The 14,964-nt window shown below is 64.1% G+C and carries 15 protein-coding genes; 8 read left to right on the top strand and 7 right to left on the bottom strand.

Features of this window, described 5'->3' with window-relative positions; genetic code table 11:
* Window positions 1-10: 10 nt before the first annotated feature.
* The 6 genes from QCE73_RS09220 (at window position 11) to QCE73_RS09245 (ending at window position 4,842) form a co-directional block, all read left to right on the top strand.
* Window positions 11-994 carry a UDP-2,3-diacylglucosamine diphosphatase gene (locus QCE73_RS09220; RefSeq protein ID WP_035509999.1) on the top strand — a complete coding sequence of 328 codons (984 nt, stop codon included), beginning with the start codon at window positions 11-13 and terminating at the stop codon, window positions 992-994.
* Between the two features lie 47 nt (window positions 995-1,041).
* Window positions 1,042-2,073, top strand: coding sequence for a glycosyltransferase family 1 protein (locus tag QCE73_RS09225; protein ID WP_309880853.1), 1,032 nt, complete (start codon window positions 1,042-1,044; stop codon window positions 2,071-2,073).
* The gene (locus QCE73_RS09230) at window positions 2,070-2,633 is read left to right on the top strand and encodes a diacylglycerol kinase (RefSeq protein WP_309880854.1); all 564 of its coding nucleotides are present in this window, start codon (window positions 2,070-2,072) and stop codon (window positions 2,631-2,633) included. The genes QCE73_RS09225 and QCE73_RS09230 overlap by 4 nt, the downstream gene beginning before the upstream one ends.
* Window positions 2,634-2,777: 144 nt before the next feature.
* Window positions 2,778-3,500 (top strand): TetR/AcrR family transcriptional regulator, encoded by a 723-nt coding sequence (locus QCE73_RS09235; protein ID WP_309880855.1) that lies wholly within the window; start codon window positions 2,778-2,780, stop codon window positions 3,498-3,500.
* Window positions 3,501-4,085, top strand: a complete 585-nt coding sequence (locus QCE73_RS09240) for a TIGR00730 family Rossman fold protein (RefSeq protein ID WP_309880856.1) — start codon at window positions 3,501-3,503, stop codon at window positions 4,083-4,085.
* Window positions 4,086-4,095: 10 nt separating this feature from the next.
* The gene (locus tag QCE73_RS09245; protein WP_309880857.1) at window positions 4,096-4,842 is read left to right on the top strand and encodes an SDR family oxidoreductase; all 747 of its coding nucleotides are present in this window, start codon (window positions 4,096-4,098) and stop codon (window positions 4,840-4,842) included.
* On the opposite strand, the gene QCE73_RS09250 is transcribed toward QCE73_RS09245, so the two are convergent.
* From QCE73_RS09250 to sugE, 7 genes are all read right to left on the bottom strand, one after another.
* Window positions 4,843-5,511, bottom strand: coding sequence for a DUF5672 family protein (locus QCE73_RS09250; RefSeq protein ID WP_309880858.1), 669 nt, complete (start codon window positions 5,509-5,511; stop codon window positions 4,843-4,845).
* Window positions 5,512-5,816: 305 nt separating this feature from the next.
* Window positions 5,817-6,395, bottom strand: coding sequence for a DUF924 family protein (locus tag QCE73_RS09255; protein WP_309881956.1), 579 nt, complete (start codon window positions 6,393-6,395; stop codon window positions 5,817-5,819).
* A gap of 2 nt (window positions 6,396-6,397) precedes the next feature.
* A complete protein-coding gene (locus tag QCE73_RS09260; RefSeq protein ID WP_309880859.1) occupies window positions 6,398-7,129 on the bottom strand; it encodes an alanyl-tRNA editing protein in 732 nt (243 codons plus the stop codon).
* A gap of 95 nt (window positions 7,130-7,224) precedes the next feature.
* Window positions 7,225-7,638: a group II truncated hemoglobin gene (locus QCE73_RS09265; protein WP_035509974.1), complete on the bottom strand. Its 414-nt coding sequence runs from the start codon at window positions 7,636-7,638 to the stop codon at window positions 7,225-7,227.
* Between the two features lie 17 nt (window positions 7,639-7,655).
* Complete coding sequence (locus tag QCE73_RS09270; protein ID WP_309881957.1) at window positions 7,656-10,145, bottom strand: FtsX-like permease family protein; 2,490 nt, start codon at window positions 10,143-10,145, stop codon at window positions 7,656-7,658.
* A gap of 98 nt (window positions 10,146-10,243) precedes the next feature.
* Window positions 10,244-10,870 (bottom strand): DUF4126 domain-containing protein, encoded by a 627-nt coding sequence (locus QCE73_RS09275; RefSeq protein WP_035509968.1) that lies wholly within the window; start codon window positions 10,868-10,870, stop codon window positions 10,244-10,246.
* 271 nt (window positions 10,871-11,141) lie between these two features.
* Window positions 11,142-11,462 carry a quaternary ammonium compound efflux SMR transporter SugE gene (gene sugE / locus QCE73_RS09280; protein ID WP_035509964.1) on the bottom strand — a complete coding sequence of 107 codons (321 nt, stop codon included), beginning with the start codon at window positions 11,460-11,462 and terminating at the stop codon, window positions 11,142-11,144.
* 240 nt (window positions 11,463-11,702) lie between these two features.
* On the opposite strand from sugE, the gene QCE73_RS09285 reads away from it, so the two are divergent.
* Both QCE73_RS09285 and cydB read left to right on the top strand, forming a co-directional pair.
* Window positions 11,703-13,169, top strand: coding sequence for a cytochrome ubiquinol oxidase subunit I (locus tag QCE73_RS09285; protein WP_309880861.1), 1,467 nt, complete (start codon window positions 11,703-11,705; stop codon window positions 13,167-13,169).
* Window positions 13,170-13,180: 11 nt separating this feature from the next.
* Window positions 13,181-14,185, top strand: a complete 1,005-nt coding sequence (cydB, locus tag QCE73_RS09290) for a cytochrome d ubiquinol oxidase subunit II (protein WP_035509959.1) — start codon at window positions 13,181-13,183, stop codon at window positions 14,183-14,185.
* Window positions 14,186-14,964 lie beyond the last annotated feature (779 nt).

The raw sequence follows: 14,964 nt of genomic DNA on the forward strand, positions 1-14,964 counted from the left end.
GCGCGAGCCAATGGCCTTCAACTCGTCAGTTCACCCGGCGATCGACCCGCCCTCTCCGTTCAGCTTCAACAATAGCGAGCTGCGTACCGGTCCCTTCGCACTGCGATCGGAGTCCACCGAATCATCCGAGTCCGCTTCTGCGGGTGCGCCCGGCTTGTCCGACTCGCGTGCCGCCGCGCCCGTCCATCACGACGAGCTCCCCGATTCGGCCGACGAGCCGCATCGGTATCGCACGATCTGGCTCTCGGACATCCATCTCGGTTCGGGCGGCTGCCAGGCGCACTATCTCCTCGATTTCCTGCGGCACCACGAGTCGGAATATCTGTATCTCGTCGGCGACATCATCGACGGATGGCAGTTGCGCAAAGGCTGGTTCTGGCCGCAGGCGCACAACGACGTCGTGCAGAAAATCCTGCGCAAGGCGCGCAAGGGCACGCAGGTCGTCTTCATCCCCGGCAATCACGATGAAGCCGCGCGGCAGTTCTGCGATCTCGCGTTCGGCGACATCCACGTGCGCGGCGAAGCGTTCCACACGACGCTCGCGGGCAAGCGCCTGTGGATCGTGCACGGCGATCTCTTCGACGGCGTGATCCAGCACGCGAAGTGGCTCGCCTATCTCGGCGACACCGCCTACACGATGATCCTTCTGCTCAACCGCTGGTTCAATCGCGTGCGCACGAAGCTCGGCTTCAATTACTGGTCGCTGTCGCAGTACCTGAAGCATCAGGTGAAAAACGCGGTGAACTTCATCTCGCAGTTCGAGCGCGTGATGACCGACGAAGCGCGCCGCCGCGGCTGCGACGGCGTCGTGTGCGGACACATCCACAAGGCCGAGATCCGCGACATCGACGGCGTTCTGTACTGCAACGACGGCGACTGGGTCGAGAGTCTCTCGGCGCTCGTCGAGACCTACGAAGGTGAACTGAAGATCGTCTACTGGACCGTGATGCGCTCGCCGGAAGCGCGCACGACGCGCGCACGCGCGACCGTCTAGCCATCGCACCAAGCCATAACAAGCAACACCAACTCTGGGCCGAATCGATGAAAATCATGATCGTTACCGATGCATGGGAGCCGCAGGTCAATGGCGTCGTCCGCACACTCACGCAAACGACGAAGGAACTCACCGCGCTCGGTCATCGCGTCGAGTTGCTCACACCGCTCGAATTCAGAACGATCCCCTGCCCGACCTATCCCGAGATTCGCCTGTCGCTCCTGCCGGGACAACGCGTCGCCCGGCGCATCGACGCATTCGCGCCGGACGCGCTGCATATCGCCACCGAAGGCCCGCTCGGGCTCGCCGCGCGCTCGTATGCGCTGCGTCACAAGCTGCCGTTCACGACCGCCTACCACACGCGCTTTCCGGAGTACGTGAACGCGCGCTTCGGCATTCCGCTGTCGCTGACGTATCGCTTCCTGCACTGGTTCCACAAGAACTCGCAGGCTGTGATGGCGCCGACGCCCGTCGTCAAGGCGGATCTGGAGCGCTTCGGCTTCACCAACGTCGTGCTGTGGACGCGCGGCGTCGATCTCGACATCTTCCGTCCGATGGAGTCGAAGGTGCTCAACACCGCGCGACCGATCTTTCTGTATGTCGGGCGCGTCGCGGTCGAGAAGAACGTCGAGGCATTTCTGAAGCTCGATCTGCCTGGTTCGAAGTGGGTCGCGGGCGAAGGCCCGGCGCTCGCGGAGCTGAAGTCGCGCTACACGAACGTCAACTATCTCGGCGTGCTGTCGCAGCCGGAACTGGCGAAGGTCTACGCGGCGGCGGACGTATTCGTGTTTCCGAGCCGCACCGATACCTTCGGCCTGGTGCTGCTCGAAGCGATGGCCTGCGGCACGCCGGTCGCGGCGTATCCGGTGACGGGCCCGATCGACGTGCTCGGCGAACACGGCCCGGGCGCGCTCCACGACGATCTTCACGAAGCCTGCCTGCAAGCACTGAAGATCGAGCGCGCCGATGCGCGTGCGTGGGCCGAGCGCTTCTCGTGGCGCGCGGCGTCGGAGCAGTTCGCCTCGCATCTGCGGAAATTTGGGCCGCGCAACGCCAGCTCGGACCGGGCGGCCGCATGACGCGACGCGCCGTGGCGCAGGAGAAAGCCGAAGCGAATGCGCGGGCCGGAACCTCCGCGGCGGCCCGCGCGCGCGATCCGTTCGACGACGACATCGAAGACATAGACGACATCGACGGTAAGCCCGCGCAACCGCCCGAGCCGCTCGGCCCCGACGATCTGCCTTTCAATCCGTACAAGGGCAATCGCGGCTTCACGCGCGCGTGGCACGCGATGAAGAATTCGCTCTACGGCTTTCGCGTCGCGATCCGCGAGGAAAGCGCATTCCGCCAGGAACTGACGCTCGCCGCGATCCTGTTGCCGTGCAGCCTCTTCGTGCCGGTCTCGCCCGTCGAGCGCGCGGCGCTGATCGTGTCGGTGCTGCTCGTGCTCATCGTCGAATTGCTCAATTCGAGCGTCGAGGCGGCGATCGACCGCATTTCGCTCGAACGTCACGAACTGTCGAAGCGGGCGAAGGATTTCGGCAGTGCGGCGGTGATGGTCGCGCTCGGCGTCTGCGTCATCACGTGGGGCCTGATTCTGTGGCCGTTTGCATCCGCGTGGCTTGCGCGTATCTTATAAAAGAGAACACCCGCGCGCAAAGCCTGTATCCGTGCGGCCGAACGACCGGTTTATAATCGTCCGATATTCTCAAAAATAGCAACGGAAGCGGCCGCGCGAACGCTCATCCCGAGCCAACGCGGCCCGATCCCAAGGTCGGACGACATGGAAGCCAAACCACCCCGCCGCACCCGCGAACGGATACTCGAGCTGTCGCTGAAGTTGTTCAACGATATCGGCGAGCCGAACGTCACCACGACGACGATCGCCGAAGAGATGGAAATCAGTCCAGGCAACCTGTACTACCATTTCCGCAACAAAGACGACATCATCAACAGCATCTTCGCGCAGTTCGAGCAGCAGATTCAGAAGCGTCTGCGCTTTCCGGACGATCATCGCCCGACGATCGACGAGATGTGGTCGTATCTGCAATACATGGCGGATTTCCTCTGGGCCTACCGCTTCCTGTATCGCGACCTGAACGACCTGCTCGCGCGCAACCGCACGCTCGAAACGCACTTCAAGCAGATCATCACGCACAAGGTGTATTTCGCGAGCCAGTTGTGCGAGGCGCTCGTCGCCGATCAGGAAATGGTCGCGACGCCCGAAGAGATCAAGGTGATCGCGACCAACATCGGCGTGATCGCCACGTACTGGCTTTCGTATCAGTACGTGATGAATCCGCGCAAATACAACGATCAGGAAGCGATCCGCGCCGAACTGCATCAGGCGAGCCTGCATATCATCTCGATCATGGCGCCGTATCTGCGCGGACGCTCGCGCCAGCTATTCGACGACCTCGTATCCGGTAAGCTGCCGAAGCGCGAATACGCGGACTTCCTGCCGCCGCGCGACGATGCAAAGACCGAAACAAAGGATCCCAGATAAATGAAGGCAGTATGTGTCTATTGCGGCTCCTCTAACGGAGCCCGCCCCGTCTATGCAGAAGCGGCCAAGGCGTTCGGCCGCGCGCTGGTTCAAAACGATCTTTCGCTCGTGTACGGCGGCGGCCGCGTCGGCCTGATGGGCCTCATCGCCGATGAAGTGCTCGCCGCGGGCGGGCGCGCGGTCGGCGTGATTCCCGAATTGCTGCTCGCGAAGGAAGTCGGCCATACCGATCTCACCGAACTGCACGTCGTGCCCGACATGCACGAGCGCAAGAAAAAAATGGCCGATCTCTCCGATGCGTTCGTCGCGATGCCCGGCGGCGTCGGCACGTTCGAGGAGTTTTTCGAGGTCTACACGTGGGCGCAGCTCGGCTATCACCAGAAGCCGGTCGGCCTGCTCGACGTGAACGGCTATTTCGATCCGCTCCTCGCGATGCTGCGGCATACCGTCGAGGAAGGTTTCATGCGCGCGCCGTATCTGGACATCATCCAGGTCGCCGCCGAGCCCGCCAAGATGATCGACAAACTCGCGCGCTACATTCCGCCCGCGAACGACAAGTGGTCCGAAAAACGTAACGCCGTCTGAGGAACAGCGCATGTCCAAAGTCATTCTGATCACAGGCGGGAGCCGCGGCATCGGCCGTTCGGCTGCGGTGCTCGCGGGCGCGCGCGGCTGGTCGGTCGGCGTGAACTATGCGTCGAACGCGGCCGCCGCCGATGAAACCGTCGCGGCCGTGCAGGCGGCGGGCGGCAAGGCGATCGCCATCCACGGCGACGTGAGCGACGAAGCCGCGATCATCGCGATGTTCGATGCGACCGAGAAAGCCTTCGGCAAGATCGATGGCGTCGTGAACAACGCGGGCATCGTCGCGCCCGGATCGGCGCTCGCAAACATGGACATCGCGCGCATGAAGCGCATCTTCGACATCAACGTGCTCGGCGCGTATCTCGTCGCGCGCGAGGCGGCGCGCCGCATGTCGAACTCGCGCGGCGGCAAGGGCGGATCGCTCGTGAACGTGTCGTCGGCGGCGGCGCGGCTGGGCGGTCCCGGCGAGTATGTCGACTACGCGGGGTCCAAGGGCGCGATCGATACGCTGACCATCGGTTTGTCGAAGGAACTCGGGCGCGAAGGCGTGCGCGTGAACGCGATCCGCCCCGGCCTCATCGATACCGACATTCACGCGAGCGGCGGCAAGCCCGACCGCGCGCACGTGCTTGGCGTGCAGACGCCGATCGGGCGCGCGGGCACGGCCGATGAAGTCGGCGAATCGATCGTGTGGCTGCTCTCGGATGCGTCGTCGTATGTGACGGGGGCGATTCTGGACGTAACGGGCGGGCGGTAATTACGCAGGTTCGGGCGGGAATTCGAGCCGATAGCCGCGCGCTTGCAACATTTCGATGATCACCCGCTCGCCGCCGATATGCTCGGCGAGTTGCCGGGTGACGCCGTATCGGACCGTGGGCGGATCGATACTCACGAGACGCCGCCACCAGCCATGCAGCCCGAACAACCGGTTGATATTGCGGCCAACGTGAAGCGGCCCGATATCCTCCGCAGCAAACTGGAGGCACAGGTCGAGCGGCGCGAACTTCAGCCCCACCGCCTCGAGTTGTGGACGCAGGGCAGCGGAAAGCTGAACGTCTTCGTTCAAGGGCTTGTGAAACCATTCCATGCGTATGGGCTCGACCTCGACCACTTCGGGTGGGGGAATCTCCACCCGAATCTGCGGATGATCGATCAATGCGCGCAGCATGCGACGGCTGCGCAGGCTGAATCCTCCGTTCAGCACCGGCCGAACCACACGGTCGGGCCGGTTCAAGTGCTCGCACCAGGTGAAATTTTGCATCCACATGATGCCTTCGGGCATATCGACTCGCCCGAGCGCGATCGGCGCGCCGAGATAATCGTAATTCAGGAAATCGTCGCTCCAGTTGCGGATGTCGAGGATCCAGCCGTCTTCCTGGACAATGAGCGCAAACTCCGTGTCGATTAACTTCCACAGCGCGAACATGATGAACCAGCTGTATTCGTGATAGCTGAGCGGCGCGATGACGCGGTGGCGAATGTGAAGCGGAAGATCGGCGGGACGCGTGGGGCTGATGAGCAAGACGTTCGCCTGAGGCATCTGCCGACTGCTCAGCGCGAGCGAATACGCGGCACCCCGCGCATCGTTCAGGCCTGTGACGGAGACCAGTGTAATGTTGCTGAAGTCAGACATGTCGGCAGCGATTGTTGCAAATCGTTAAGATTCCCGAATTCCATGATTCAGGATATCCAAAGACTGCGATTCTAAATCACTGCGTCAGTCAGCTACTGTCAAAACCCGCCGTGCCTCGCGAGCCACGCTTCCTCATCGGCCGACATCTCACGCCCGAGAATCCGGTTGCGATGCGGAAAGCGCCCGAAGCGTCCGATCACCTCCGCATGTTCCACCGCCGATTCGTAGAAGCTCGAAACGCCCGTCTCGTCTTTTAGTTTTCCGAAGAGACGCAGCGACTCGCGCTGGCTCTCAAGCGTTTCGTCGTGTTCGAACGGCATATAGGCGAACGCGCGGTGATACGCGCTCGGCAGACGCAGGTCGTCGCCACGCGCGACCAGCGTCTTCGCCAGCGCGAGCGCGCGGCCATCGCCCGCGAACGCGCGCGGCGTGTTCCGATAGCAATTGCGCGACAGTTGATCGAGCAGCACGATCAACGCAAGCATGCCGGCCGGCGTGCGCTCCCAGTCCTGCAAACCACCCGCGTGGGCCTCTTCGACGAGCGTGCCGAAGCGCTCGGTAAGCATCGAATCGAAAGCGCGCTTCTTTTTCCACCAGAGCTTGCGATCCTGGCCGAAGTCCGGCGAGCCGCGCTCACCGAACCAGAGATCGAGCACTGCCTGCGCCCGCGGGTCCACGCTCACACCAGTTCCAGCACGAGCCGCCGCGTGCGCGCGCTCTTCTTCTCCAGTTTCGCGATGCGCAGCGCGCCGATTTCCCCGGTATTGCGCACATGCGTCCCGCCGCACGGCTGCAGATCCACGTTCTCGATGCGCAGCAGACGCACGCGGCCGAGGCCCATCGGCGGCTTCACGCTCATCGTGCGCACGAGTTCGGGACGCGCGGCCATCTCGTCGTCGGTGATCCATTCGGTATGCACGCCGTGCGCGCCGCCGATCAGCGCGTTCAGCTTCGCTTCGACGGCCTCGCGCTCGATCGGCTCGACGGTCGCCAGGTCGAGGCGCGCGTAATCGGTCGTGATGCTGCAGCCATCGACCGGAAACGGCAGCACTGCGCAGATCAGATGGCTCGCCGTATGCAGCCGCATCCGCCGATAACGCTGCGCCCAGTCAATCTCCGCGCTCACCTTGCTGCCGACCGCGATTTTCGCGAGCGCGTCGTCCTGACCCGGCGCGGGCACATGCACGGCGTCATCGGGCGTCGCGCCTTCGAACTTCGCCTTGCGCGTTTCGGCGATCGCGATGACCGTGCCGTCCGCGAGCGTCAGCGTGCCGGCATCGCCGGCCTGACCGCCGCCGAGCGGATAGAACACGGTCTGATCGAGGTGGATGCCCTGCTCGTCGATGGCGGTGACGGTCGCGTCGCAACGCGTCAGATAGGCGTCCTCGCGAAAGAGTGCGCGTGTGCTCATGTCTTTGCTTCCTTGTCTTGCGGGGGAGTTGAAACCATTCGCAGACGATGATGCACCACGCGCGCCACGCCTGAACCGATACAAAACGGCGCGAATCAACCGGGACGGTTGCGCATCCAGTCGGCGGTGTCGAAAAAGGACGTCAGCAGGCGCTCGCGCAAGGTTTCGTCGACGCCGATGTCCTCCATCGCCCACGCCATGCAGCGCAGCCACTGATCGCGCTCGTCCGATGCAATCGCGAACGGCAGATGCCGCGCCCGCAGACGCGGATGCCCAAAGCGGTCGATGTAGTGATCCGGCCCGCCCATCCAGCCGCACAGGAACCAGAAGGTCTTGTTGCGCGAATTGTCGAGCGTCGGCGGATGCAGCGCGCGGATGCCCGCGAATTCGGGCTCCAGATCCATCAGGTCATAGAAACGGTCGACGAGCGCGCGCACGCGCTCCTCGCCGCCGATCAGCTCGAAAGCGGTCGGCTTTTGCACTTCGTCTTGAGGATTTACGTCGGTCATTGCTTTGATTCAGAAAACTAGGCATCGCGCAGGGATTGCAGCGCCGGGCGCGACAGCACGCGCCGCAGGCTCAGCCAGCCGCCGAGCCCCGCGCACGCGACGCCCGCGACGATGCCCGTCGGCACGAGCCACGGATTGAAATCGATATGAAACTCGAACACGCGCGCTGCGAGCACATAGCCGATCGCCTGCGCGCCGATCGCGGCCATCAGCCCCGATAGCGCGCCGACGGCCACGAACTCGGCCACCTGCACCGAGCGCACCTGCTTGTGCGATGCGCCGAGCGCGCGCAGGAGCGCCGACTCGCGCACGCGTTCGTCGCGCGTGCCGGCGAGCGCCGCGTACAGCACGAGCACGCCCGCCGCGAGCGTGAAGAGGAACAGGAACTGCACCGCGCCGATCACCTGCGCGAGCGTGCGATGGATCTGCGCGAGAATCGGCGCGATGTCGATGGCCGTCACGTTCGGATAGCGCGCGACGAGCCCGTCGATCACGCGCTGTTCTTCCGCCGGCAGATGGAAGCTCGTGATGAAGGTCGCGGGGAGATCGGCGAGCGCATCGGGCGGCATCAGCACGAAGAAGTTGACCTTGAACGAATTCCAGTCGACCTTGCGCACGCTCGTCACGGGCGCTTCGACCGGCAGGCCGGCGACGTCGAAACGCAGCGTGTCGCCCATCTTCACGCGGATCGTCTTCGCGATGCCCTCTTCGATCGACACCTGCGGTTTGCCGTCTCTGCCGAACCACGCGCCTTGCGTCACGCGGTTGTCGCCGGGCAGCTCGGTCGTGTACGAAAGGTTGAATTCGCGATCGACGAGGCGCTTCGCATCGGCCTTGTCGTAGTTGTCCGGATTCACGGGCTTGCCGTTGATCGCGACGAGGCGCGCGCGGACCATCGGCGAGAGCGTGGCGTCGGGCTCGCCGTGCGTGTGCAGATAGTCGAGCACGCCCGGGCGCTGGTCAGGCTGAATGTCGATGAGAAACTGGTTCGGCGCGTCGGGCGGCGTCGCGTCGCGCCAGCCCTTGATGAGATCGTTGCGCGTCATGCCGATGAGCAACAGGCACATCAAGCCGATACCGAGCGCGGTGATCTGCAGCGCGCTCGATCCGCTGCGCCGCTCCAGCGACGCGAGCGCATAACGCCAGCCGACGCCCGCGCGGCTCGTCTCGCGGCGCACGAAACGCGCCGCCGCCCAGAGCGCCGCGCGCGCAATCGCGCCGAACACGAGCAGACCGGCCGCGAAGCCGCCCGCGACGATGCCGCCAAGCTTCAGCTCGCCCGCCGCGACGATCAGGAGCGCCGCGAACAGCAGCACGCCGACGCCATACGCCGCATGGGCGACGCGTTGCGCATCGCCGAGCTCGCGGCGGATCACATGCACCGGCGGCACCCGCGTGATCGGCAGGAGCGGCGGCAGCGCGAAGCCGAGCAGAAGCACGAGGCCCATCGCGATGCCTTGCAGCGCCGGCCACACGCTCGGCTGCGGCAACTCGACATCGACGAGCGAACCGAGCCAGTTCAGCAGCACGAGATGGCCGCCGAAACCCAGCACGACGCCGAGCACGCTACCGATCAAGCCAATCGCGAGGAATTCGTTCAGAAAGAGCGCGCGCAGCGTGCGCTGGCTAACGCCGAGGCAGCGCATCGCGGCGCAACCGTCGAGATGCCGCCGCGCGAAACGATGCGCGGCCATCGCGATTGCGACGGCTGCGAGCAGCGCCGTCAGAAGCGAGACGAGCGTGAGAAAGTGGCTCGCGCGATCGATCGTCTGACGCACTTGCGGCTGGCCGTCGGACAACGATTCCAGGCCGACGCCGCGCAGCTTGCCGCCATCGACCTGCTCGCGCGCGAACTTCGCGAAACGCTCGACTTGCGGGTCGGAACCGGCGACGAGCAATCGATACGTCACGCGGCTGCCATAGCCGACGAGCCCCGTGCCCGCGATCTCGTCGGCGCGCATCATGAGGCGCGGCGAGAAGTTGACGAACGAGAAGCCGCGATCCAGCTCGCGGGTGATGACGCCCGCGACCGTAAACGTGCGCGTGCCGACCTTGACCGTCCCGCCGACCCGGGTCTTGAGCGCATCGAGCAGGGCGGGATCGACCCAGACGGTGCCGGGCGCGGGAATGCCGTGCACGGGCGCATCGGCGGCGTCGGTGCCGGGCGCGATGCGCAGCGCCCCGCGCAACGGGTAGCCTTGCGTCACGCCCTTGATCGCCGCGAGCCTGGAGAGCGGCTCCGCGGCCGTCGAACTGATCATGCTCGGGAAGATCGTCGTGCCGGCGGTCTCAAGTCCGAGCGACTGCGCTTCTGCTGCGAACATCGGATCGACGGGATGATCCGCGCGCACGACGAAATCGGCGGCGATCATCTGACGCCCGTCGCGCGCGAGCCCCTGACGCATGCGATCCGCGAGAAACCCGACGCTCGACAGCGCCGCCACGGCGAGTACCAGCGCGAGCAGGAGCATCGTGAGCTCGCCCGCGCGCCAGTCGCGCCCGGTCATGCGCCATGCCTGGCGCACCGTCTGCGTGAAGCCGAGTTTGATGGCCGGATGCGGATGCCCTGCCTTGCGTGCAGCCTGATCGTTCGGGAATGCGGTGCTCAATCGTGCTTGCTCCGCAGCCGGTTCATACGATCCGAGCTCGGCAACATGTGTTTGGCCATGCGCGACACGCCGCCGTGCACGCCTCGCGCGAGCCGCGGCAGCGCCCAGCCCGCGAGCACCAGAAACGCGAGCAGGAGCACGAGAAACAGGAACGGCACGAAGAGCGCGAGCGTGATGCCCGCGAGCGCGCCGACATCCTCGGTCGTCGATGCCGCCCAGTTCGACACCGGCTCCGGCGACAGATTGATGAGCGCGCGCGTGCCCGCCTTCGCGAAATGCGATGCCCCGGCGAGCGTGCCGCCCGCGAGCGCCGCGATCGTGAGCATGGCCGGATCGGCGTGGCCGAGCGAACCGGCCGCGAGCACGGCGCCCGCCGGAATGCGGATGAACGTGTGAACCGCGTCCCACAGGGAATCGACGGCGGGGATTTTGTCGGCGAGAAATTCGACGAGCGCGAGCACCGCCGCGACGCCGATCACCCACGGCGAACCGAGCACCGCGAGCGTATCCGGCAGATGAACGAGCCCCATGCGCTGGAACATGCCGGCGATGAAAACGGTGAGGTACAGGCGCAACCCGCTCGCCCATGACAGACCCGCTGCGAGCGAAAGTGACTCAAGCATTGCCGCCTCCCTTGTGCTGCCTGCTGCCGGCGTTCGCCGCCACGGGACGATCAGCCGGCTGAAAAATGCGGTCTGCCCGGTAAATATCGAAAGAAGCCGCCTACATCCACGAAGATACAACGAAAAAGCAGGACATAGGAATCAGACGAAAACCGGATGACTCAGACCATTATATCCACGCCGATACGCGCGGTGCAGCAACGGTTCGAGCGATTGTAGTTCCGGGTGCGCCAGCGCACTGCGGGGTGGCGCGGGCGCAACGGATGAGCGTTCAATGCCCCGACGAGAGCTTGAGCCCGACCAGCCCCGCGACGATGAGCATCGCGCTCACGATACGCGCCGCCGACAACGCCTCGCCCATGTACACGATGCCGAACACGAACGCGCCGACCGCACCGATGCCCGTCCAGACGGCGTAGGCCGTGCCGAGCGGCAACTGGCGCATGGCCATGGCGAGCAGGACGAAACTGCCGATTGCGGTGACGAGCGTGAAGATGGACGGTCCGAGCCGGGTGAAGCCTTCGGACGATTTGAGACCCGCGGCCCACGCGACTTCGAGCAGACCGGCGATGAAGAGAAGAATCCAGGACATCGGGCGACTCCCTTGAAAAATGGGGCCGTCCCCGATGAAACGAGGCGCATGCGGTCGTCCACATGGCCTAAGACCAAAACCCGATTGTATCAAATTGGTGCATTCGTGGCCCGGCGCATGCGGGTGTCTCGTCGCGCGGTGCGTGGCCGCGTTCATGAAAACCGTGTATTAAGTAAAACGCGTGCGCGCTGCGCGCGTCCTCGACATAGCCGCTGCAAAAGCCTGAACAAAGGAGCGTTCATGGATGTCGATTCCGTCCTGCTCTCCCGCTTCCAGTTCGCGTGGGTCGTCGCGTTTCACATTCTGCTGCCGGCGTTCACGGTCGGCCTGTCGTGCTACATCGCGACGCTCGAATTCAACTGGTGGATCACGAAACGCGACGTCTACCGGCGGCTCTCGGCGTTCTGGCTGAAGATCTTCGCGGTGTCGTTCGGCATGGGCGTGGTGTCGGGCATCGTGATGCCGTTTCAGTTCGGCACCAACTGGAGCCGCTTTTCCGACGCGACCGCCAACGTCGTCGGCCCGCTGATGGGCTACGAAGTGCTGACGGCGTTCTTCCTCGAATCGGCGTTTCTCGGCGTGCTGCTTTTCGGGCGCAAGCTCGTGCCGCAATGGGCGCACGTGATGTCCGCGATTTTCGTCGCCGCCGGCACGGTGATCTCGTCGTTCTGGATACTCGCGGTCAATAGCTGGATGCAGACGCCGCAGGGCCATCGCATGCTGCCCGACGGCCGCTTCGAAGTGGTGAGTTTCTTCGACGTGATCTTCACGCCGTCGTTTCCGTATCGGCTCGGACATACGGTGAGCGCGTTTCTCGTGACGGCAGGCTTCGTCATCCTCGGCATCGGCGCGATGTATCTGCGTCAGGGACGCGCGCTCGAAGAAAGCCGCGTGATGGTGAAGATGTCGCTGATCTTTCTCATCATCATGGTGCCGATCCAGATGGTGATCGGCGACGCGCACGGCCTCAACACGCTCAAACATCAGCCCGCCAAGCTCGCGGCGATGGAAGGCCTGTGGGAATCCGGCACGCGCATCCCGGCCAATCTCTTTTCGATTCCGGATCAGGAAGAAGAGCGCAATCGCTTCGAGATTTCGATTCCGGTGCTCGGCAGCCTGTATCTGACGCACGATCCGAACGGCTTCGTGCGCGGGCTGAAGGACTTTCCGCGTGAGGACCGGCCGCCCGTGGCCGTCGTGTTCTTTGCCTTTCACATCATGGTGGGCGTCGCGCTGCTGATGTTCGCGCTCGTGCTGTGGGGCATCGTGCAGTTCGCGCGCGGCCGGATCGAGACGAGCTCGCGCTGGCTGCGCGCGGCCACCTGGGCGATGCCGCTCGGCTTCATCGCGGTGATCGCCGGCTGGACGACGACCGAGGCGGGCCGCCAGCCGTGGACCGTGTACGGCATTTTGCGCACGAAGGATTCGGTGACGCCATCGCTCACCGCGGCCGATGTCGGCCTCTCGTGGCTGCTCTACGTGGTGGCTTACGTCGTCATCTTCGGCGCGGGATTTTTCCTGCTGCGACGGCTGGTGCGCGTCGGGCCGGCGGAAGTCGCGCATGCGCACGAGAAGGACGAACTGGATGCGAAAACACGCGCGGCGCGTCCGCTCTCCGCGGTATCGGCGAGTGCGGGCGGCACGGCGCGGCCCGTCAGCGACGACGATATCGTGCCGCCGGGCCACGGGCGCAATCAACGTCGATAACGGAGAACGCGATGCTCGATCTCGTGCCACTGTGGGCCGCCATTCTCGCGCTGGCGGTGTTCATGTATGTGCTGCTCGACGGCTTCGATCTCGGCGTCGGCATGATGTTTCTGCTGCGTCGCGACGCCGAATCGCGCAACCTCATGATCAACTCCGTCGCGCCTGTCTGGGACTTCAACGAGACCTGGCTGGTCCTCGGCGGCGGCGGGCTGTTCGCGGTGTTTCCGCTTGCGTTCGCGATCATCGTGCCGGCGGTTTATTTCCCGATTCTATTCATGCTGCTCGGGCTGATTTTTCGCGGCGTCGCGTTCGAGTTCCGCGAGGTGATCGGTGCGCGCAAGTGGCTGTGGGACGGCGCGTTCGGCTGCGGCTCGCTGGTCGCGACGTTTTCGCAGGGCATCGTGCTCGGCATGTTCATTCAGGGCTTTCCGATCGAAGGGCGCGTTTATGTGGGCACGAGCTGGAACTGGGTCGCGCCGTTTCCGCTGCTGGTCGGTGTGGGGCTGATCTTCGGTTATGCGCTGCAAGGTACGACGTGGCTCGTGCTCAAGACCGAAGGTGAACTCCAGCACTGGAGCCGCAACATGGCGCGCTATGCGCTCTTCGGCGTGATCGTGTTCATTCTGCTCATCAGCATCTGGACGCCGCTCAAGGATGCGCGCATCGCGGCGCGCTGGTTCGGGTTTCCTCAGAGTTTCGTGTTTGCGCCCGTGCCGGTGCTCACCGTGCTGCTTGCGTGGACGCTGTGGTCGAGTCTTGCCAAGGGCCGCGAAGTGATGCCGTTTCTGTGCTCGATCGGGCTCTTCTTTCTCGCCTTCACAGGGCTTGTGATCAGTTTGTGGCCGTTTATCGCGCCGCCTTCCGTCACGCTCTGGGATGCGTCCGCCGCGCCGTTATCGCATCAGTTTTTGCTGATCGGCACGATGTTTTTGTTGCCTGTGCTCATGATCTATGTGATCTGGTCTTATTGGGTGTTTCGCGGGAAAGTGCGGGGGGATTTGGGTTACCACGCCTGAGGGCCTTTAGGCTTTCGCCGGATCCCGGTTTCTTTTTGGTCTACTAGCGTTGCCCCTGTGCGGGGCGGCAGTCACTTTCTTTGCTGCTGCAAAGAAAGTAACCAAAGAAACAGCTTTCCCCAGCCTAAGCACTTCACACCGGCCGCGGCACAGACGATTGGCCTAATGGCCCGGCAGTAGCGAGTGCCCTCGAAGGTCTCGCGGGGCTTGGACCGCGCACGGTCTGCCGCCCCAAATGTCCAAGGACGCTGGTTCAGCACGAAATAGCTTCGGCACAGCGCTACGCGCTGCCGTTGGGTATGCGAGGGAAACCGTCGAAAAAGAAGCGCACGCCGACCCGATTGACCGGTCGGCCGCGAAGCGGGTCGGAGCCATTTGGTGCTGAACCAATAACGCAAGCGATGCGACGCGACAGACCGTGCGCGATCCAAGCCCGGTTGGGCCTGTGAGGGCGACACTTAGGCGAGTGCCACCACCGGCTGGCAAGCATGGTCAACGTGCGTGTGACCGCGGGCGGTGAGAAGCTGCTTTCTTTGGTTACTTTCTTTGCAGCAGTGTATAGACCGGGGACATGGGTAACAGGTGTGTCAGGACATGGGTAACACATTTAGCTCCTTTCGCCGCGTTCCCTCAAGTCGATGGTATCGATGCGATGATGAACAAAGTACACGTCGTAGCACCCGTCAGTTTCGCTACAGGCGCGCAACGCGATGGGCAGCTCAGCCAGCGCACTCGAAACCTTGAAGCAGTGCGACTTGAAGCGCACCTCGCCGTTGATG

Source organism: Caballeronia sp. LZ029, from assembly GCF_031451275.1.
In the GTDB taxonomy this organism is placed as follows: domain Bacteria; phylum Pseudomonadota; class Gammaproteobacteria; order Burkholderiales; family Burkholderiaceae; genus Caballeronia; species Caballeronia jiangsuensis.